Annotated in this window: 15 protein-coding genes; 5 read left to right on the forward strand and 10 right to left on the reverse strand. The window is 37.4% G+C overall.

Features of this window, described 5'->3' with window-relative positions; genetic code table 11:
• Positions 1-38: 38 nt before the first annotated feature.
• Positions 39-1,166, reverse strand: a complete 1,128-nt coding sequence (gene tgt, locus L6471_RS07345) for a tRNA guanosine(34) transglycosylase Tgt (RefSeq protein WP_074548371.1) — start codon at positions 1,164-1,166, stop codon at positions 39-41.
• Complete coding sequence (lon, locus tag L6471_RS07350) at positions 1,163-3,634, reverse strand: endopeptidase La (RefSeq protein WP_027453416.1); 2,472 nt, start codon at positions 3,632-3,634, stop codon at positions 1,163-1,165. Before lon ends, tgt begins: the two co-directional genes overlap by 4 nt.
• Positions 3,635-3,771: 137 nt before the next feature.
• On the opposite strand from lon, the gene L6471_RS07355 reads away from it, so the two are divergent.
• Entirely contained in the window at positions 3,772-4,497 is a 726-nt protein-coding gene (locus L6471_RS07355) for a tRNA1(Val) (adenine(37)-N6)-methyltransferase (RefSeq protein WP_237797636.1), read from the forward strand.
• Here the strand turns inward: L6471_RS07355 and L6471_RS07360 are convergent.
• Positions 4,494-5,525: a diacylglycerol/lipid kinase family protein gene (locus L6471_RS07360; RefSeq protein ID WP_036858086.1), complete on the reverse strand. Its 1,032-nt coding sequence runs from the start codon at positions 5,523-5,525 to the stop codon at positions 4,494-4,496. The two genes, L6471_RS07355 and L6471_RS07360, sit on opposite strands and share 4 nt — an antisense overlap.
• Before the next feature lie 182 nt (positions 5,526-5,707).
• Here L6471_RS07360 and spt point away from each other — a divergent pair, with 182 nt between their 5' ends.
• Positions 5,708-6,895 carry a serine palmitoyltransferase gene (gene spt, locus L6471_RS07365; protein WP_006282945.1) on the forward strand — a complete coding sequence of 396 codons (1,188 nt, stop codon included), beginning with the start codon at positions 5,708-5,710 and terminating at the stop codon, positions 6,893-6,895.
• A 351-nt stretch (positions 6,896-7,246) separates the two neighbouring features.
• Positions 7,247-7,384, forward strand: a complete 138-nt coding sequence (locus tag L6471_RS07370) for a hypothetical protein (RefSeq protein WP_155815432.1) — start codon at positions 7,247-7,249, stop codon at positions 7,382-7,384.
• 683 nt (positions 7,385-8,067) lie between these two features.
• Here L6471_RS07370 and L6471_RS07375 read toward each other — a convergent pair.
• From L6471_RS07375 to L6471_RS07385, 3 genes are read right to left on the reverse strand one after another with little or no spacing between them, the layout of a single operon-like run.
• Positions 8,068-10,284 (reverse strand): hypothetical protein, encoded by a 2,217-nt coding sequence (locus L6471_RS07375; protein WP_006282944.1) that lies wholly within the window; start codon positions 10,282-10,284, stop codon positions 8,068-8,070.
• 23 nt (positions 10,285-10,307) lie between these two features.
• Positions 10,308-12,356: a RagB/SusD family nutrient uptake outer membrane protein gene (locus L6471_RS07380; protein WP_027453420.1), complete on the reverse strand. Its 2,049-nt coding sequence runs from the start codon at positions 12,354-12,356 to the stop codon at positions 10,308-10,310.
• 18 nt (positions 12,357-12,374) lie between these two features.
• Positions 12,375-15,638, reverse strand: a complete 3,264-nt coding sequence (locus L6471_RS07385; RefSeq protein ID WP_237797637.1) for a SusC/RagA family TonB-linked outer membrane protein — start codon at positions 15,636-15,638, stop codon at positions 12,375-12,377.
• A 499-nt stretch (positions 15,639-16,137) separates the two neighbouring features.
• On the opposite strand from L6471_RS07385, the gene L6471_RS07390 reads away from it, so the two are divergent.
• A complete protein-coding gene (locus tag L6471_RS07390) occupies positions 16,138-17,568 on the forward strand; it encodes a choice-of-anchor Q domain-containing protein (protein ID WP_237797638.1) in 1,431 nt (476 codons plus the stop codon).
• A 57-nt stretch (positions 17,569-17,625) separates the two neighbouring features.
• On the opposite strand, the gene cdd is transcribed toward L6471_RS07390, so the two are convergent.
• The 4 genes from cdd to L6471_RS07410 all read right to left on the reverse strand — a co-directional run bounded on the left by cdd (position 17,626) and on the right by L6471_RS07410 (position 21,155).
• Positions 17,626-18,111, reverse strand: a complete 486-nt coding sequence (gene cdd / locus L6471_RS07395) for a cytidine deaminase (protein WP_006282940.1) — start codon at positions 18,109-18,111, stop codon at positions 17,626-17,628.
• A 64-nt stretch (positions 18,112-18,175) separates the two neighbouring features.
• Positions 18,176-18,916 (reverse strand): tetratricopeptide repeat protein, encoded by a 741-nt coding sequence (locus L6471_RS07400; protein WP_006282939.1) that lies wholly within the window; start codon positions 18,914-18,916, stop codon positions 18,176-18,178.
• Positions 18,917-18,944: 28 nt separating this feature from the next.
• Positions 18,945-20,186, reverse strand: a complete 1,242-nt coding sequence (locus L6471_RS07405) for a M64 family metallopeptidase (RefSeq protein WP_094449031.1) — start codon at positions 20,184-20,186, stop codon at positions 18,945-18,947.
• A gap of 33 nt (positions 20,187-20,219) precedes the next feature.
• On the reverse strand, positions 20,220-21,155 hold the full coding sequence (locus L6471_RS07410; protein ID WP_006282937.1) for a glucosaminidase domain-containing protein: 936 nt from the start codon (positions 21,153-21,155) through the stop codon (positions 20,220-20,222).
• A gap of 136 nt (positions 21,156-21,291) precedes the next feature.
• Here L6471_RS07410 and L6471_RS07415 point away from each other — a divergent pair, with 136 nt between their 5' ends.
• A complete protein-coding gene (locus L6471_RS07415; protein WP_006282936.1) occupies positions 21,292-21,663 on the forward strand; it encodes a 2-amino-4-hydroxy-6-hydroxymethyldihydropteridine diphosphokinase in 372 nt (123 codons plus the stop codon).
• The last annotated feature ends 23 nt before the right edge of the window (positions 21,664-21,686 follow it).

The raw sequence follows: 21,686 nt of genomic DNA on the forward strand, positions 1-21,686 counted from the left end.
ATGGAATTTTCTTAATTTCGTGTAGTCCATTTCTTTTGTTAAATTCTTCTACCGAGTTGATCTATAATAGATCTTTTCCACGTTACAAAGTCACCTTGCTCTATATGATGACGAGCATCTGTTACAAGTCTTAGATAGAAAGACAGATTGTGTATACTTGCTATCTGCATAGCTAGTAACTCTTGCGCTTTAAACAGATGATGAAGATATGCCTTTGTTGTAATGCGATCTATTTCGCATCCATCTGGATCTACAGGGCTGAAATCATCTTCCCATTTCTTATTACGCATGTTCATGGTTCCATTATAGGTGAACAACATGGCATTTCTACCATTTCGAGTAGGCATTACGCAATCGAACATATCGACACCGCGCTCAATACCTTCCAAAAGATTTTGAGGTGTACCTACTCCCATAAGGTAACGAGGTTTGTCTTTTGGTAATATTTCATTGACAACCTCTATCATTTCGTACATGATTTCTGTTGGTTCACCCACAGCGAGTCCGCCGATTGCATTTCCGTCAGCACCTTTGTCTGCGATATACTTGGCTGCTTCTTGTCGAAGGTCTTTATATGTACATCCTTGAACAATAGGGAAGAGACTCTGATTGTATCCATAAAGAGGCTCTGTTTCGTTAAAGCGCTTGATACAGCGATCGAGCCATCTTTGTGTCATCTGCAAACTCTTCTTGGCATATTGGTAATCACTTTTTCCTGGAGGACATTCATCAAATGCCATCATGATGTCAGCACCGATAATACGTTCTGTGTCCATTACGTTTTCTGGTGTGAAGAAGTGCTTGCTTCCATCAATGTGTGAACGGAATTCGCAACCTTCTTCTGACAATTTACGAATGCCTGTCAGTGAAAATACTTGGAAACCACCACTGTCAGTAAGAATTGGACGATCCCAACCATTGAATTTGTGTAACCCTCCAGCTTTTCTCAATACGTCCAAGCCTGGACGGAGATACAAATGATATGTGTTACCCAATATAATCTGAGCTTTTACCTGCTCTTTCAATTCATTAAAGTGAACACCTTTTACAGTACCTACAGTACCCACGGGCATGAAAATAGGAGTCTTGATCTGTCCGTGGTCTGTTGTTATGATACCAGTTCTTGCATCAGATGCGCTGTCTGTATGTTGTAACTCGAATTTCATTTATTTTCTTCTTCTTTATTCTCTTCGGGAATGGTGAAATTGATGGCGTTATCTACTTTTTCGTCTGTAAGAGCAAAATCCCAAACATCTTGTACATTTTCTACATAATGGAAAGATACACCTTCTAAGTATTTATCAGGAATCTCATCGATGTCCTTCTTGTTGTCTTTACACATGAGAATATCTGTAATGCCGGCGCGTTTTGCAGCTAAAATTTTTTCCTTGATACCACCTACAGGGAGCACCTTACCGCGAAGTGTAATTTCACCGGTCATAGCTGTATTTTTGCGTACTTTACGTTGTGTAATAGCTGAAGCAATACTTGTTGCTATTGTGATACCTGCAGAAGGACCATCCTTAGGTGTTGCTCCTTCAGGAACATGTACATGAACATTCCAATAGTCAAAGATCTTGTAGTCTATACCAAGTTTTTCAATATGAGCTTTTACATACTGCATTGCTATGACTACCGATTCTTTCATGACATCTCCCAAGTTACCAGTAATGGTAAGTTTCTCACCTTTACCCTTATTAAGTGAAGTCTCGATAAATAAAATTTCGCCGCCCACACTTGTCCATGCTAATCCTGTTACAACACCAGCATAGTCATTACCTTGGTAAATATCTCTATAATATGGAGGTTTGCCTAATATACCTTCTATTGCTGCAGGTGTAATTTTGGTATAAGGTAGTTTGCCGTCTCTCATTCTTGTATAAACCATCTTGCGGAGAGCTTTATTGATTTGCTTTTCCAACTGGCGTACACCACTTTCTCGGGTATAATTTTCGATGATATATTCTAATGCGGCTTTACTGAATGTAGGTTTGTCTTCTAATTGATCAAGGCCTGTATTTTCCATTTCCCTTGGTACAAGGTGGCGTTTAGCAATTTCTATCTTTTCTTCTGTGATATAGCCACTAACTTCGATAATTTCCATACGGTCGAGTAGTGGACGAGGAATAGAACCTAAATCGTTTGCTGTAGCGATAAACAATACTTTTGATAAGTCATAATCTACATCCATGTAGTTGTCGTGGAAAGCTTTGTTTTGCTCTGGATCGAGAACTTCAAGAAGCGCGGAATATGGATCTCCATTGATGTTATTCTGTGAGATTTTATCAATTTCATCAAGGATAAATACAGGGTTACTTGAGTTCGCTTTTTGGATACTCTTGATGATTCGGCCAGGCATTGCGCCTATGTAAGTTCTTCTGTGTCCTCTGATTTCTGCCTCATCGTGTACACCACCAAGAGAAACGCGTACATATTTACGTTTCATGCTGGCAGCAATACTTTTTCCAAGACTGGTTTTACCAACACCTGGAGGACCGTACAGACAGATAATAGGTGATTTCATGTCACCTTTGAGAGCTAGAACTGCTATATATTCAAGAATACGTTCCTTAACTTTTTCCATGCCGTAGTGGTCATGTTCCAACTTTCGTTTTGCATGGTTTAAGTTAAGATCGTCTGTTGTGAATTCATTCCAAGGCAGACTTACCAGAGTTCTCAAATAATTATATTGAACCGAATATTCTGGGCTCTGTGGATTGAGCATGTCGAGTTTTTCTACTTCTTTGTAGAATACCTCCTGAATATCAGAATTCCATTTTTTGGTCTTAGCCTTTTCCATTAATTCAGCACGTTCTGGTGATCCAGAGTCAGTGCCGAGCTCTTCCTTAATTTTCTTGATTTGCTGCTGCAGGAAATACTGTCTTTGCTGCTCATCAATATCCTCATGAGTACGGCGTCTAATTTGTTGTTTGATGTCGTTTAGTTCGAGTTCATTGTTGAGTAGTTTTAATGTCATGTAGATCCTGTTGACAAACGATTTCTGTTCCAACATTTTTATTTTGTCAGGAATGCTGAAAGGAGAATTTTCGCAGATGAAATTTACCAACATGACATTGTTGGATATATTTTTTAAAGCAAATTCAGATTCATCAGGAATCTCGTCATTCTGGCGAATATACTGAATGGCGGTTTTCTTAAGGGTATCGATAAGTGTGTTGAATTCTTTATTGTCATTGTTTGGAATGACTTCTTCAATTGGTTCAACAATGCCTTTGTAATACGGACGGGTTTTAGTCAGATTGACTAGCTTACATGGTCCAAGTCCCTGGACGATAGCTGTAGTATTAGCACCAGAGCCAGGCATTTCCATCACTTTTACAATTTTAGCAAAGACTCCGGTCTCATATAAATCCTCTTGTTGTGGATTGTCTACATTTTGGTCTTTTTGGCAAAAAATGGCAAAGACTGTACCTTCTTTGTCTTTCAGCTTTTCTATTAAGTTTACACTGGCTTCGCGACCTACAAGAATTGGACTAATCACTGTAGGAAAGAGAACCAGGTTTCTTGTTGCTAAAATAGGGTATTCACCTGTCTCCATTGTTCCCATAAGTGCAGATAAATCCCCATCATAATCAGCAATCATCTGAAATTGTGTATTTGATTTTCTCTTCATTGTCTTAAATTGTCATTTAGTGTGCAAAGATAAGAAATTTAATTCGAATATGGGGGCGCTATTCTTTTAATTTCTTTAAATAAGGTGTATTTGCCTGTGAAAAGATAATAAACTGTGAGAATATTCGTTTAAGTGGTATGAAAAATAATAGCTTTACTTTTCAACAGTTTGAAATTAAACAAGAACATTGTGGTATGAAAGTTGGTACTGATGGGGTTCTCCTTGGCGCTTGGGCTTTAGGCGGAGATCACGTTCTTGATATCGGTACAGGTACCGGATTGTTGGCACTAATGATGGCTCAACGTTATCCTAATGCATTTGTTGATGCGATAGATATAGATGATGCGGCGTGTAGGCAGGCTGTTGAGAATGTTCGGAATAGTATTTTTCATGACCAAATTTGTGTGCATTTTATGGATTTACAAAAATATTATCTTTTTTTGCAGGGTAATTCGAGAGATGTCAAAAAATATGATAGTATTATTTCTAATCCTCCATATTTTGTAAATAGTTTAAAAAATCCAGATTCTCAACGTATGATGGCACGTCATGCGGAATCGTTGCCTTATAGCGAATTGTTAGAAGTATCTAAGAATTTGCTAAAGGTTGATGGTTCTTTGTCAGTGATATTACCAGCGGAAACGGTTGATTTGTTTGTTTCTATAGCTTGTTCAAAAGGATATTATTTATCTCGGAAACATGCGATAAAAACGGTGTCTCGAAAACAGCCTTCTCGCTATTTATTAGAGCTTAAATTAATGTTTTCTGGGACAATAGACGAACAAGTATTTTGTTTGATGAACTCAGATGGAAAGCGTACAGATTGGTTTGCTAATATGACGTCTGATTTTTATTTATATTAAAAATTAGAATTCAATTTTCTTTGGATGGCTTTACTGATAACTTCAACTTTTTTCCCAGTTTTGGTAATGTCTGTTCTTACAGAATGCAAGTTGTTAAAGAAGTCAGTAAAGGCATTTTGTAAAATATTAGGTCTTCTTTGTCGCTTGTTTGCATTTGGGTTGACAACAACTTTAATTCCACTTGGCTCAATCTTTACATCTATGTCCTGATTTGTCATCACTGGATCACCATCGTAATGGATGACGCCCGGCTGACTTCTATGGATATGGAGTTGTTTGCATCTGAATGTTTTGATATGTGGGTTTTTATCCATAGTTTTGTTGAATAAATCAAAACTCATTTGTCCAGCCTCAAGTATGTCAAAAGGTTCCATAATGATGACGTCCATTAATCCGTCAGACATAGATGCCTGAGGAGCTATGTACGCATTATTACCATATTGTGAAGCGTTAGCTATGGATATGAGAAACGCCTGATACTTATATTTTCCGCTCTCGTCCTCTATTTCGTAAGTTTCTGGTTCGTATTTGAGCCATTCGCTCAAAATGTTTTCCATGTAGGTTATAGGCCCACGTTTGCCGCTTTCTGCAAATTTCATACTGATAAGCGCATCAAATCCCATACCACAAGTACAGAAAAAATCGTAATCATTAATTACACCGTAATCTAAATCATGAATTTCGGCTTTATTGATTATTTCTATACTTTTTTTTATGTTCATTGGTATCATGAGGTGTCTTGCTAATCCGTTACCAGATCCGCATGGTATAATTCCAAGAGCAGTCTGAGAATGGACTAGTGCGCGAGCCACTTCGTTGACAGTACCGTCACCTCCGATGGCAACAACAATGTCATAGCCATTGTTTTTAGCGTCAATTGCTATTTCCGAAGCATGCCCTGCATATTCTGTCAAGCGTATTTGATAGTCAAACTTTTTTTTGTCTAAAGTTTTTTCTATTATTTCTGGAATACCAGCTTTACTAATGGTACCAGATATAGGGTTCATGATAAACAAAATTTTCTTCATAAAATAACATAACGCTGATTTATGCAATGCAAAGTTAATAAAATCCAATTAAATACATGTTTTAATCGCATAAAATTTGTAGTAAAGATAACTTTCTTAGTAAAAAAGATGGTATGTTAGTACTTTTTTGTATCTTTGCAGTCTGAAAAATAGAAAAATATAAAAATACTATACCTATTATAATGGGACAGTTAGAAGAAAGATACAAAAATTATCGTGTACCACAAGAGTACATGAAACAAGGTGTGTATCCTTATTTCCGTGAGATTACAAGTAAGCAGGCTACAGAAGTAGAAATGGCTGGTCACAAAGTGTTGATGTTTGGCTCTAATGCTTATACTGGTTTGACTGGAGATGAACGTGTTATTGAGGCTGCTAAGAAAGCACTTGATAAATATGGTTCAGGATGCGCAGGAAGTCGTTTCCTTAACGGAACTCTTGATATTCACGTTCAGTTGGAGAAAGAATTAGCAGAGTTTGTACATAAGGATGAAGCTCTCTGCTTCTCTACTGGCTTTACGGTTAATTCTGGTGTTATTGCTACAGTAGTAGGAAAAGGTGATTATATTATTTGTGATGATCGTGATCATGCTTCTATAGTTGATGGTCGTCGCCTTTCTTTTGCCCGTACACTGCATTATAAGCACAATGATATGGATGATTTGGAGCGTGTGCTCAAAACTCTTCCTTATGAGGCTGTTAAGTTGATTATTGTAGATGGTGTCTTCTCAATGGAAGGTGATTTGGCTAAATTACCAGAAATTGTTGCTTTGAAGAAGAAGTACAACTGCAGTATCATGGTAGATGAGGCTCATGGTCTTGGTGTATTTGGTAAGCAGGGTAGAGGTGTTTGTGATCATTTCGGCTTGTCAGATGAGGTTGATTTGATTATGGGTACATTCTCTAAGAGTTTGGCTTCTATTGGTGGTTTTATTGCCGCTGGTAAGGAAACTATTAATTACTTGCGTCATACTAGCCGTACATATATTTTTAGTGCTTCTGATACTCCGGCAGCTACAGCTGCAGCATTAGAGGCTCTTCATATTATACAGGAGGAGCCTGAACGTATAGAGCATCTTTGGGATATTACTAATTATGCTTTGAAGCGTTTCCAGGAAGAGGGTTTTGAAATTGGTGATAGTGAAAGTCCAATTATTCCTCTATATGTTCGTGACATTCACAAAACATTCTTGGTTACTCAGGCTGCATTTGAAGCAGGTGTATTTATTAATCCTGTTATTCCACCAGCTTGTGCACCTCAGGATACATTGATTCGCTTCTCGCTAATGGCTTCTCATTCTAAGGAAGAAGTTGAGCGTGGTGTACAGATTTTGAAGAAGGTATTTGTAGATTTAGGAATTATAAAGTAATTCTAATTTTACAACTAAATAAAATAGGATGCAACTAACTTATGTTTGCATCCTTTTTCTTTTTAGGAAATACTTGTAATTTTAATCAGGAACTTTGTGTTCTTCGATTTGATTTCTTGTCGTTCCTATTATATCCTATTTTAACTTGTTTTTATTTTATACTTTTCTGCTTTTTTGAATTGAATTAGTTATAAAACAGATATATAGTGCAATAAAAGTTAAATAAAGACGAAAAATCTCCAATTATTTGATTTATATCAATTTATAAGTTATATTTGTTACCGTATAAGGCAGATTATGTATCTGTGCTTTGTTTTGTAAATATATATATTCAACTCAAACTTCAACACTATGGCAGTTACAGATTTAAAAAAGCAGTTAATTTATAAAGATTTTACTGCAAAAAGCTACATTGACCAAGATTTAGCTGATGAAGATGTAGCAATTGAATTTAGGGATGAACTTAAAACTGATATCTGGTTTAACTAATGATATTGGTATTTAGGTTGTAGTAAAACATCAATTAAGACTATATTAGCAAAAAGCAGTTTCATGAGGTGAAGTTGCTTTTTGCTTTGTATTTAATGCTATGTATGATAATATATGTGCTTTAGTTTATCTGTCATGAGATACTATTTGTACTTTATCGCACAGTTCTAATATTTTTTTGAATTTACTTGACATAAACTGTCTTGTGCTTTGCGTATTTGGAATTGCAACGTAAGTATTCCTCAAATACGCGAATTTTGAAGCGTTTTTGTATCTTCTTGAATATCAACTTGTTATGCATTCAACGCTTCGCCGGTTTAAGAAATGGACGACAAAACCATAGGTCCTAGGGGGTAAAAGCTTAGGGTTGATGCGATAAGGTCATAGAGTTTAGCGAACAAAGTCTTAGGTTTCGACCCCTAGGACCTGTGGTTTTGGCGGGAGAGAAAATCTAGGGGAAGAAAAAAGAACAAACAGGCTGATCAAAAGTTGAATATTTTAAGCTAGATGATGATTTTTAGTGGCTATGTTTTTTTGCTATATTATTTGACAAATTTAGGATATAATTAATGTAGAATACTCTTTTATTGGCGGTATTATATAAAAAAAAGCCTCCTTTTATTAGGAGGCTTTTTTAATAGACTGCCAATTTGAATGGCTTTGTTATATTTTGATCGTATGTACTATTTTACACTTTCTCTCCATTTTGAAGCTCCAATACCTAGCTGGTATATTTTTGAGTTCTTCACAGTAGAAGTGTTTTTGAAATATAGGCCATTTAGGTTGTCAATAGTATGTGTATCGATAGAACCTGTTGTACCACTCTGTTTATGAGGTGGATTAGGACTTGTCATCAAGTCTTCTGGTGAGATATTGTCTACATGAACTTCAAGTTCACTAGCACCAGCTACATTCCATTCAGCCCACTTTCCGAAACTATTTTTGGTAGCATTGAATGCGTTACCAGTGAATATCTGTCCACTAGTTAAGAATGTGTTGGTAGACCAGTTATTTGATATATCCCAAGATGCTTCACCAGAACCATTAATTGTGCGAATGTCAGCACCACCCTGATACAAGTAACGATCATCGTCAGATTGCTTTGTCAGAATGAAAAGGTTATTCTTGATACTAATTTTAGAACCACCAGGTAGATAGCGCAAGTCAATGATTTGTCGGCCCGAACTACAAGTAGAGAAATTCACGAATGTGTTATTTTCTATTGTAATATTATAAGTAATAGATGTAGGCCAGTCTAAATCCTTACCATTATCAGTAATCATGCAAGTGCGTGGACTATCATAGAAAGTGTTATTCCTGAAAACCATATCCTTGAAGATATTTGATTTTGGTTGAGCACCATCACCAGCTACCCATGCATATCCACGACCATTGTTGTCGTAGTAACCACAGTCATAGAAGTCACAGCCTTCTACCAATACATGCTCAAACTGTTTGACTTTCGATCCCTGAACACGTATAAATCCACGAATCATACGACGGAAAGAGCAGTCTTTTATGGTAAATGACTGTAAAGTTACGGCCATACCGTTAGAGTACATGTTAATGAAGTAATTTCCTGTACCATTGCTTGTACCATTGAAATGCTCTGCTAGTGGACAGTCGAAATCAATATTTTCAAATTCGAGCGACTTCACGAACAATGTATAGTTTTCACCCGATAATGGCTGTCGACCAAACATGAAGTTGTTAGACTTCACTGTGGTTCCTTCTTTCCAGAGACCACCTAAGTAAACTTTAGCTCGACCTTTTCCTGCAGCGATGTCTTCAGGTCGGGTGCGGAGTGTAAGGCCTTTTGAAAGACTCATATTGTTCTTGAAATAGTAAGCTTTACCACCTTCGAGCTCGAAGATTGTCCCCTCAGCTAATTTGTTGTTGTGGATATAGTCAGTGAAGACTTCATCAAGTCTCATAGCATTATAGCTTGAAATATCTACTAATGTGGTACCATCGCTCAAAGTATCATTAGGTGTAACTTCATGAGTGATAAGAATAGGATCTCCAACTTCGCCATCTGTGCGTACAGAAAGAGTATTATAAACAGCATCAACGGCAACTGGAATATTAGTATTCTCTACATTGATAATATATACACTACTTTCTTGTAAGCCTTCAATATCAATATAACCTCGTTCGAAGTCTGCTTCACTCAGTTCGTAATTAGCAAATTCATCAGGAACAGGGGCATTTGGGTTTTCCGATGAAGGTTTAACAGTGAGTTTTTGCATAACGAATTTACCATCTTTGACTTCAAAATTTTTATCAAATTCGTTAGGAACAGACTCCGTGTAGTTGTTTACAGCATCTTCATAAGAAGGGTTAATATAAATGCGAACACTCGTTTTTGTAGGAGCACTCTGAGTAATAATTTCAGGAACAGGATAACGATTACCAGTAGTAAGTCCGCAATATTCAGCCCACTGACGTCCACTACCATATCCATACCACTTAGAGTGGTAGCCTTCACCTTTTTTAGAAAGGGTACGAATGGCAAAGCGGTAGTCAGTACTATACTCCATATTATTGATAACCATATCTAGACAGTCTGGAGAAACGATAGTATCCTTAATAATATTATCTGGATTTTCCCAATCGCTTGCAAGACCGGAAGAAACTGCAGGCTGAAGTGCCCATTTTAGCTCATATCCCGCACAGTCATCTACACCATACCAGTAAAGGTGTACACTGTTATTATGTCCATTGACTGTAATGACTTGACAGCGATAAGGGTCATTATCACCACGTCCCGTATTATCATCGGTGCGGAACATGGTCATGAATTCACGATCGGCCTCTTCGGTTATAGAATCCTTGTCAGAGCAAGAATTAAATGATATAATTGCGAGGGCTGTCGTTATATATAGAAATATTTTTTTCATAGATTCTTAATGTTTGAACTCGATTAGTTAGCGTAACCATAATAGTTCTTATATGCACCGGCACTACGCTGGATGGCTGAACTTGGATAAGGTAGAATGTAGCGTACTACAGGAAGCTGAGCTGCTGTCATGTGGCCAGTAACCTCGCCTAACATTTGTGTGTTTCCATCATTTCCTACCAGATATATCATGCCATTTTCACTTCCACGAATGAAACCATAGAATGAATACATACATTGGTTGGTAGGAGTTCCTTTACCATCGTTCCACCAACCGAAGTTGCCTTGATATTCTTTCCATGTATATTCTTCGTTCGTTATAGATTCATCGTCTGTAGGTTTCTTGTTGAGATTAGTGTATGGGTTAGCAATCTCTAAAATTTCCAAAGCTGTATTTGGATAAACATCTGTATTTTTCGGATTGGCTATACGACGATAGTATACACTGAATGGAAGTTTGTCGAAACGGCTTGTTTCTACTCCATCATGCTCTGCAACATAATCTAGGTATTGAGATGTACCACCAGCATTTTCACCTACACCATAATAACGTAGGAAAGAATAGAAGCATTCTACGCTATAGAGGTTATTACGTACCAAGTCTTTCCAACGCATATTTTCACCTGCAAATTCCCATTTACGCTCATTGAGTACTCCCATGAGAAAAGACTCTTTATTAGCGCTAACAGAGTCGACATAGTGGTCTACTTTCAATGGAATATCTTCGCTTGAGAAAGCACGTCGTCTAACTTGTTTCAATGCATTCTTGGCAGCTTCTGTCGGACCATTATTGAGTTCATTTTCTGCTTCTGCAAACATCAATAAGACATCAGCATAACGCAGGTACGGATAGTTGATACCAGTAGAACCAGATGAGTTATTCTCAAAGTTACCAGCTTGTGACCATAATTTAGACCATTTATTATTATACATTGTATAATTGGCTTGAATTGCAGGAACACAAATAGAGTCGCCTTGATTAGTATAGCTCCACATGCCATTCAGATAGTCGCGTCTAGCATCCTTTTCATCGAAGGAATAACCATAGAATGCACTTATTTGAGCACTACCGCTAGTTTCACCCCATACGTTCGGCTGGATAGAGACACCTGAAGAAAGAGAGGCTTTTGGACCTTGAATATAACCGATGTTACCACTTGTTTTTTTGGCAAATGGAATTTCGAAAATTGGGTCATCTCCATTGTCTACGATGAAGTTACATTCATCGATAAAGACATTACGATAGCTCTTGTTTAGACTATGTGTATTAGATTTAATGACAGAATCTGCATAATTACGGGCTATCTGGTAAAACTCACGATAGTTGGCAGGACGCTCCATAGTACCATGACTGGTAACATCACTTTTGTTTGGCCGAAGGGAATAGCCACCTGCTGAAAGAGCCATACGTGATATCATTGCCCAGCAAGCCTCTTTAGAAACATGCTCGATAGTATTTTCCAAAGAGCGAGCATACTTCATACGAGGTGCAATAGCTTGAAGATCCTGAATGAGTAAAGTTCGGATAGTATCTCGATTAACAATTGGAGTAATCATATCTTCTTTTTCTGAAGTAGGTGTGAAAGAGAAGGGTACATCACCCCATAAATCTATGATATCATTGTAAAACATGGCGCGAATAACTTTGGCTTCACCCATTTTCTGGAAAAGGTCTTCATCGCCGGCTTTATAGATATTGCTTTTTTCGAGCTGATAAATAAAGTTGTTGGCATATTCGATACCTTGATATGCTGCGTTCCATGTATTTTTTAATTGACTTGCATCGGCAGTACATTCAAAGCGACGGAAACCGTTGCTGGTTGCAGCTTCGTCAGAAGATGTAGCAAAATCTACATCACTGTTCAAACACAAATCTTTAAGGTACTTTTCGCCGTAAAGGTTATTGTTGAGCAGTTGTGCGTATACACCATTAAGAGCACGATCAATTTCTGTTTTTGTGCTAAAGACGTAATCATCACCATATTTGGAAGGGGTATCCACGTCTAGATAGTCGTTACAGGATGTGAGGTTTGCCATAACCAATCCTGTCATAAAAATATATTTCAGTTTCATATTTTTTTCTTTAGTAATTTAGAAAGTCACATTCACACCGAATACAAAACTACGGCTACGTGGATAACGGTTGAGGTCCATACCTGAGCAGAGACTGGTCTGGATGTCGACTTCTGGATCATAACCCGTATATCCTGTGATAACAAAGAGATTAGAAGCAGAGGTATATACACGTATTTTACTTATACCCCATCGTGCTGTTAGTTTACGAGGTAGGGTATAGCCAATTGTAACATCCTGCAAACGGAGGAAAGAGGCATTCTCTACGAAGTAAGAGTGGAGAACATTGTTAGTAATGTCTGCAGGGTTCCACAATGTTGCGTTGGCATTCATGCTGATATATTCTTCCAAAGCCCCATCTATATAATAGTTTTTATATAGGTTCTCGCCGTCTGAAATGCGTGTGTAGCGCCAACGGTTGTCTGCAAATTTACTCAATACATTATAGAATGTACTGCTGGTTGATGTAGACGAAGACAATTGGTATGCAGTAGCATTAACAATGTCAAAGTCAAGCATATAGTTAAAATTGGCAGCAAAGTCGAAACCTTTCCACTGACCGCTTAAGCCAAAACCTCCTTCGTATCGTGGAACGGTATGGCCAATGTTAGTACGGTCGGCCTCTGTAATTTTACCATCACCGTCGAGATCCTTGAATTTTATTTTACCAGGTAAAGTGGCTGTACCACTTTGGCTGTCATTGAATATGCCGTCCATGATTACTGTGCCTTTTTTTGGTATAGCCAGGAAGTTTTGGTTAGGATCAAAATCAAACTCGTCGGCAGAGTAAAGACCATCGTATACATAACCATATAGCAAGCCAACTTCATCTCCTACACGAATAGCATAGTCATTATTGGTAACTGCACTTGAAGAATACCAACGGCTGTTGTTGTCCCAAATTACATTATCGGTTTCATTTAATTTATCTACTTTAAATTTGTTGTAACCGAATGTTGCATTGGCGCTCAGTACATAGTCTTTGCCACGAAGGATATCGTAGTTTACAGTCAACTCAACACCAGTGTTGGAAACCTGACCGATATTGCGCATCTGTGTAGTGTAACCTGTTGCAGAAGGTATATCCGAAAGATAGAGTAGGTCTTTGGTCGTATTCCAATAAAGTTCAGGTGTAATCTGCAGACGATTATCAAAGAGTGATATGTCGGCAGCGAGATTTCGTTTTACACTGGTTTCCCACTTTACTTTCTCGTTGGTGAACTTATTACCATTGCCAAAGCTGTAGTATTGTTCTCCATTTTCGGTAGCTTCGCCGAATCCTGGACCACCTGTAGTACTTACAGAGTAGAGATAACGCCACATATCATTGTCTATACGGTTATTACCGGCAAGACCCCATGAAGCGCGAATCTTGAGGTTGTTAATCCACTTGATATTTTTCATGAATGGTTCTTCTGAGAGAACCCAAGCTCCTGATACAGAAGGGAAATATCCCCATTGATTCTCTGGAGCAAACTTAGTGGAACCATCCGCACGCATAGTTACAGCTGCCAGATAACGATGTTTATAATTCCAACTGGCCTGACCAAAGAAAGAAGCCTGTCGAATAGGGGTAGTCAAGCTAGATGTAGACTGGTAAGGTACACCCAAAGTCATATTGTTGAGTGCCGTTTCAGAATCTATTTCACGAGGAAAATAGCGATTAAATTGATAAGTTGTTTTGGTTTGATCGTTCTGAATTTCTGAGCCTAACAAAAAGTCAAATTCATGTTCTTTATTTATCTTAAAATTATAGTTGGCTGTATTTGTCCATGTATAAGCCTCACGATGAGAATTCGTAATCTGAGCTACTGGAAGCTTATTATTAGACTGTCCAGTCTTGGTCAAAGGGCCATAGAAACGATTTGTATCGTTGAAGTACATACGATAAGAGAAGTTTGTCTCTATTGTAAGTCCCTTGATTGGTTTCCAGTTTAATGCAATCTGATTAGTAATATTGTAACTGTGCTTCTTTTGCGTATTGGTCTGAATATCGTTTTTCGGATTGGTATAAGCAAAATTAGCTTCTTCGTCAGGGTCTACAGTTGCTGGATCCCAAAATGCAAATTCGCGCAAACCGTTTGTTGGTCGATAGCGGAGTACGTCAATTACACCTCCTGAACCAATGTTGTCGCCACCAGCACCAATATCACGGCGGTAAGAGAACTTTGGATTCATTTTCAAGGTCAATTTAGGAGAGAGTATAGCTTCTAGTTTGATATTTAGATTAGTACGACGTACACCAGATCCAAGGATAATACCATTATCCTGACTATTGGTAAGTGAGGTGTTAAAGTGAATCTTATCAGAACCGCCTCCGACAGTGAGGTTAGCTGAATAATTAAGAGGTGTTTCACCCATTACTTCGTCTTGCCAGTCGTGAGTGGTTGCTCTCTGATAAATGTCAAGATCATTAGGGTTACCAAAGTTGGCCCGGAAATACTTAGCTGCATTGCTACGTGTACTACCAGCTGCGGCTCTATCCCAACAGTAGTCTGCAAACTGGGCACTGTTCATCAGATCGAGTTTTTTAGCTAAGTGACTGATTGAAAGATTTCCATTGAAAGAAACCTGAATTTTACCAGCAGCCGCACTTTTGGTGGTAACGACAATAACACCATTACCACCTTTGGCACCATAAATAGCTGTAAGCGAAGCATCTTTTAAAACATCGATAGAAGCGATATCCGATGGAGGTATATCGTTAATGTTGGGTGCTTCAAATCCATCGACGATGTAAAGAGGGTCATTACTTTGAGTTACGGAACCTGTACCTCGGACACGGATATTGACATCAGCACCAGGTTGACCATCGACAGTTGTTACCTGTACACCGGCTATCTTACCCTGGAGAGCGACAGCAGCAGATGTAACGGGTACAGCTGCAAGTTTAGTTCCAGAGATAGAACCAACAGATCCAGTAAGGTCTTTACGGGCTCTACTGGTATAGCCTAAAACGACAACCTCACCTAAATCGCTGGCATTGTCCTTTAGAACAATAATTTGTTTCTCACCAAGTCCGACTTCCTGAGAAATCATTCCGATGTAAGAAATAACAGCCTTACTGCCTTTTTTCAAAGTTAAGGTGAAATTACCATCTAGGTCGCTTACGGCACCATTCTTGGTATTACCTTTTTCCACAATCGATGCACCAATAATCGGTTCATTGTTGGAGTCATAAATTGTACCTTTAATTACACCTTGTGCCATACCCGAGAGGGGAGTTGCGGCAAGAGCAGGAATAAGGCACAATTTGCACATTCGCTTTTTTGCGTCCTTCATGTGTTTTGTTTTAGTTAAAAATTATTTAGAGTTTAATTTTCTCCGTATATTAGGTTTTATAATCTGGTTTCTACTTATTTTCAGATTATTAAGTTTTGTAGTCGATTTTTTATTCCGCAAAGGTATTAATTTTTTTATGAATTCAAAATAAAAAATAACATTTTGATCAAAAACGATAATTTTACCCCTATTTTTGGATATTATTCCCCTATAACTTATTTTTCTTTTCATTTCTATGCTCTAAAATTAGTCGTTTTCCACAAAAAAACGTAATTTTACACGCAAATTGCGACAGTATGAAAAAAGTACTTATAGTCTTTATTCTTTTACTCCTTTTGGGAGGGTCAGTTTGGTATGTAGCAGCAAGTAATGGGTGGCGATATATACCATCAGTATCGATGTTTATTATCGGCCTTTTTGCTTTAATTGGGAGTACATGGAATTCCAAAGGAAGACTCTAGTTAATGAAATAAGTATTTTATTTTTGCGTTATGTAAATATGAAAAATAGAAATTTATTTCTGGCAATTGTTCTTGTTGCGATAGTTTTTTTTACTTCCTGCATGGATGATGATAGCTTTACTACATCTCCATCTGCTGTGCTTACATTTGAAACCGATACTGTTCGGATGGATACGACTTTTTCAAATGTACCAACTACTACACGTTCCTTTTGGATATACAATAATTCTAATGCTGGTCTACGTTTGGCTTCTGTGCGATTGGAAAATGGTATAAGTTCAGGATATCGTGTTAATGTAAATGGCTCATATATGAGTGCGTCTTCCAATTATCGATTGTATGATATAGAAATTCGTAAGGGCGACAGTATTCGTGTGTTTGTAGAATTGACATCTGCTACAACTGGTAAGGAAGATCCGCAATTGGTTGAGGATAATTTGATATTTACTCTTGAAAGTGCTAAGGAGCATGTGGTAAATCTTTGTGGTTATAGTTGGGATGCTGATCTTCTCGATGCTCTCCACATATCCCAAGATACTTTGATAAGTAGTACACGACCTATAGTATTGAAGCATGATATTCAGATAGATAGTATGGCTACGTTAACATTGGGAGCAGGCACAACTGTCTATTTTCATCAGGGTGCTGGTATCTCTGTTGATGGTGCTTTACATGTAGATGGAACCGCAGGTCACCCTGTTATCCTTCGAAGTGATCGTTTAGATAACCTTTTTGACTACCTGCCATATGATCGTACTCCGGGATTATGGAAAGGTGTTATATTTAATCCTGGTGCTCAGGGGTGTATAGAACATCTTGACCTTCATAGTTCTTATAATGGTGTTTATGCAGATTCTTCTACAGTTACTATGGGCAATAGTATAATTCATAACTGTCAGGGTGCAGGGTTGTATGCCGTAAATTGTAAACTTGATATCGTAAATTCGCAGTTTAGTAATACAATGGGGAATTGTGTCGATATTAATGGGGGGGACGTTAGTTTTAATCATTGTACTTTTGCTCAGTTTTATCCTTTTAGTGCTAATCGTGAATATGCATTTAAGTTTGATGAGAGTTGGAAATCGTTTGTGAAGTTGCATGTTCGTAATAGTTTGATTACAGGATATGCTGATGATGAAATGTTAGGTATTCCTGGAAGTGATTCTCTAAAGAATTGTTTTTTTGATTATTGTATTATTCGTACCCCAGCGATAACGACAAATGATAGTGTACGTTTTACGCATATTGTATATGAGGATGTAAGCGATACCACGATGTATGGTCGTAAGCATTTTGTCTTATTAGATACGAGTCATATGATTTATGACTTTCACTTGTCTGAAAAGTCAGCTGCTATTAATGCAGGAGATAAATCATCTGGAACTTCTCATGATCATGATGGTACATTAAGAGATAGTATACCTGATATTGGTGCTTATGAATTTGTGAGAAAAGAGACAGAAAAATAACAGAAAAAGGGAAATAACGTTCTGGTTATTTCCCTTTTTAATAATATTATTGTTTAATTATTTTTTATGCATATTCTCATCTACAAAGCAGAGTGGAAGTAAATCTTTTACAGACTTGATAATATAAACACCTTCTGTACCATATAATAAGATGCGAACAGGACTCTTGTATCTGTCTTCAATTTCCAGAATAACTTGCCTACATGCTCCACACGGTGTGATAGGAGATTTTAAGAGACCATTTTCGTTTCTAGCAGCGATTGCTAATGTTGTAATCTTCAGTTCTGGATGGTTTGCCTGGGCTGCAAAAATGGCAGTGCGCTCAGCGCAAAGACCAGATGGGAAAGCTGCATTCTCTTGGTTGGCTCCAATCATGATTTCTCCATTTTCAAGAAGTAGAGCTGCGCCCACGTAGAAGTGACTATAGTTTGCATATGAATTATGAGTGGCTTCTATAGCGCGCTTAATCAATTGCTGTTCAATGTCATTGAGTTCGTCCATTTGGGCGAAATCCATTTTTATTTCAAGTTTGATTTCTTCCATAATATTGAATTTATTGCAAAAGTAATAGCTTTTGAGGAATTTGCAAAAAAATATGAGCTTTTTATTAGTCTATTTGAGAAACTTTTATCGAATCCGTATCTGTAATGGATAAATGCTTCGTGATTTCTGTATTTAAAGCAGCTTTAAGTTTTTCCTCCACGAAGGATTTACAGATGGGTAAATAGTTAAATTCTTGAGGAAGATGCTCTATGCATCCTGCTATCATATTTTTTATCTGAGCCATTCGAGCTTGTTTCTCAGGTATATTTAGGTACTTCTTGTAGTATTTTAGTGCCATACGATAATAATCTCTTGCCAATAGCCAGTCTTCTTGAAACATATAGCAGAAGCCTAAATGGTATAGCACATCGGCTTTTTCTTCGTCATAACACAACTCGAGCATTTTTTCGTATAAGGGCACTGACTCTTGATATTTCTGCAGATTAAAATGACTTTCTGCATTGCAGTAATAGTATACACTTCGTTCATGAGGTGCGAAATGATCGAGTTGTGGTATGGCTTCATCTAAATATTTAATGGCATTCTCATAATCCCATATATAATAATAACATACTCCAATATATGCTATGTATCGTGGATTTAGTTGATATTTTTTATCCAGATCCTGAAAGAGAGCTAGAGATTCACTATATTTGGCAGAGGTGAAATATTCAAGAGCCATACCCAATTTACGAGCATCATCTTTCTTTTGACAGTGAACTTTTACGGGTACAGCTAAAAGAATAATAAGTGCCGAGATAGTGAATTTTTGAAATAAAAATATATGTTGTTTCTTGAATTTCAAATGATTATATTCTTAATATTCTTATTCGTTATTTGGTATAAAAGTTGATGAGTCGAATCAGGGCACGCTGACAGACTTTACAAAACTCAGGATTCTGATTGGTTCTCATTCTACAATCAGGATATGCCCTATATACGCCTTTTAAACTGTATCCTGCTCCTTCGTAGAGTCCGATAGCCTTGTCTTTTTTGTGAAGCATATCTTGCCATTTCTTGGCGAAATCTACTTTTGTTGTAATATTAGGTTCCCATGGCTCTATATCATGAGGATACATTGGAATATCTTCTTGTTCATAAGCGTATTCGTCTGCTAGTCCGCAGAAACTATGTCCGAACTCATGTACTACTACTGGTTTGTAGTAGAGATGATGGGTGGAGGTGAGGTTATAACTGTTCAAAATGCCACCACCACCATATTTACTGCTATTAACTAAAACGATGATGTGTTCGTAAGGAGTACCTGCCAACCAATTATGTAAGTCTTTGAGATGCAAAGTTGTTAGATATCTATCGCTATAAAAAGTGTCAAAGTGTGAATGTAGAGCTGTGTTTTTCCAGATTCCCTTTGCAGGTTCACTGGTTCCGCTTTCTGCAGAAGGAGCTTCTACTGCAATGATATTAAATCTGTCACGCATACTCTTGAATGGTTCATGTTCGAACATTGCTTCTACGGCAGTATCGGCATCTTTAATAAAGGTTGCCATTTCATCTTTCGTATATCCTTCTGCGATAAAGGCTAAGTGAATGCATCGGTTTGTATCTGCAGCCTGCTGCAAGGTGATGTATGGAGTGACGTCTTTTTCGCCAATATGTCTAATTAGAATATCTGTTGGTACCACTTGGTGGGTTAAAGAAGCCATCACCTGACGGCGGTTGTCTCTTAGTTCTAGTGTTACCTCCACAGTATCTTTAGGCATAGGTACGAGAAATACATTTTCAAAACTTCTAGATATAGATTTACTTTCATCGTATGAAAGCCATTCTTGAAAGAGGGTAGAGAACGAGTTGCGATAGATAACTTTGCCTGTGCTATGCGTTCTCACTGTTATCTGTCCGTTGCCTTCTACTGGTAGTTCTGAAAGGTGTTGGCGTTTTCCATACCACTTAGGTATAGCATTTAGTTGATCAACAGCGATATGTTGCTCTTGTTTGTTGCCAGCGAATGTATAGTCAATACGAAGTGTATTGTCTGTGAAAAATTCATTAAAATTTTGTGCCTCAATGGTGGTGCCCGTTAAGGCAAAAAGTATGAATAATATTACTTTTCTCATTTTTATGTTATCTCCTCAATGATGTCAAGGATTTTATCTAACTTTAAGTTTTGCTCCTGGATAAATCTGATAAGTTGGTGACAAGTTATTCATCTTGTATAGGCTCTTCAATTTTATACCGTATCGTTGAGATATCAAGTACATACTTTCCCCAGGTTTTACCACGTGAGGTACATTCTTGAATGTTTTTGGAGCTTTGCTACGTTTTTTCTTCAGGAATATGATGTCTCCTTCATGAAGCACGTCTTTCTTGTCTCGTTCGTTATAGCGAGCAAGTTTGCGCCAGCTAATATCCACTTCTTTGCCGATACTCTTAAATGTATCACCTTCTCTAGCTAATAGATAATAGTTCTTATTGAACATCTTTATAGGGTGAAGCCTATCTTGAGCTACGTCAAATCCGCTATGCTGTTCAATAAATTTATCTTTGCTGCCCTTATCCAATTCATTAAGATGATATAGTTCTATGATCTGTATCAACTTTTGCGGATAAGCAGGGTTGGTAGCATATCCACATCGTTTTAGCCCATATGCCCATGCTTTGTAGTCATTTTGGTTAAGTGTAAACAAAGAAGCGTATCTTTGGTTATTGCGTAGAAAGATGCTATGGTCTTCGTAGCTTTCTTTTGGATCGTCGTATGCCCTAAAACATTCGTTTTGTTCATCGTCGTCATGATAAGTTTTGTTGCCTGTCCAGTTATGGCATTTAATACCAAAATGATTATTGAAGTTTTTAGCTAACTTACCTAAACCGGCACCGCTTTCAAACAATCCTTGTGCCAAGGTTATACTAGCAGGAATATGATATTTCTGCATCTGTCTGATGGCAAGCTCTTTATATTGATCTATATAATTTTGGTAGGCTTGATTCCATCGCATTTGTGCTTGTGCCTTCTGTATAGGTAATAACGTCAGCATAAGCAAGCTAATGATAAAAATATTGTGATGGGTATTTTTTTTATATTTCATATAAGAGTCTAATCCGGGTAAAGTGAGATAGGTTGAATATTCCTACGTTTGCAAAATTAGCAAAAAATGATGAATATACATATTATTATGTACATTTTTTTAGTATCTTTGCATATTGAATTCATGAATAGTATCAATGTCAAATTCTGTTAAGATTATATTGTCTATAGGTTCAAATGTGAATCAGATGGAAAATGTGCTTTATGCCAAATCTCTTTTAAAGTGTCTTTTAGATAATATTCATTTCACGGAGATGATTTGGACTGAGCCTATTGGTATTGTATCCGACAAATATGTTAACTGTATGGCTGAAGCTATGACTGCTATGCATTTAGACAAACTTCAGTTTGAATTGAAGAAGATTGAACAGTTGTGTGGTCGCCAGCCAGAAGATAAAGAAAGAGGTACTGTCCATATGGACATTGATATTTTAAAGTATGGAGATAAACGTTTGCATCTTAAAGACTGGGAGCGTCCTTATGTAAAACAGTTGATGGTATTGTTATAATTTAATAAGTTTCGCTTTCTTTG

Origin of the sequence: Segatella bryantii (assembly GCF_022024215.1) — a bacterium.
GTDB classification, from domain to species: domain Bacteria; phylum Bacteroidota; class Bacteroidia; order Bacteroidales; family Bacteroidaceae; genus Prevotella; species Prevotella bryantii.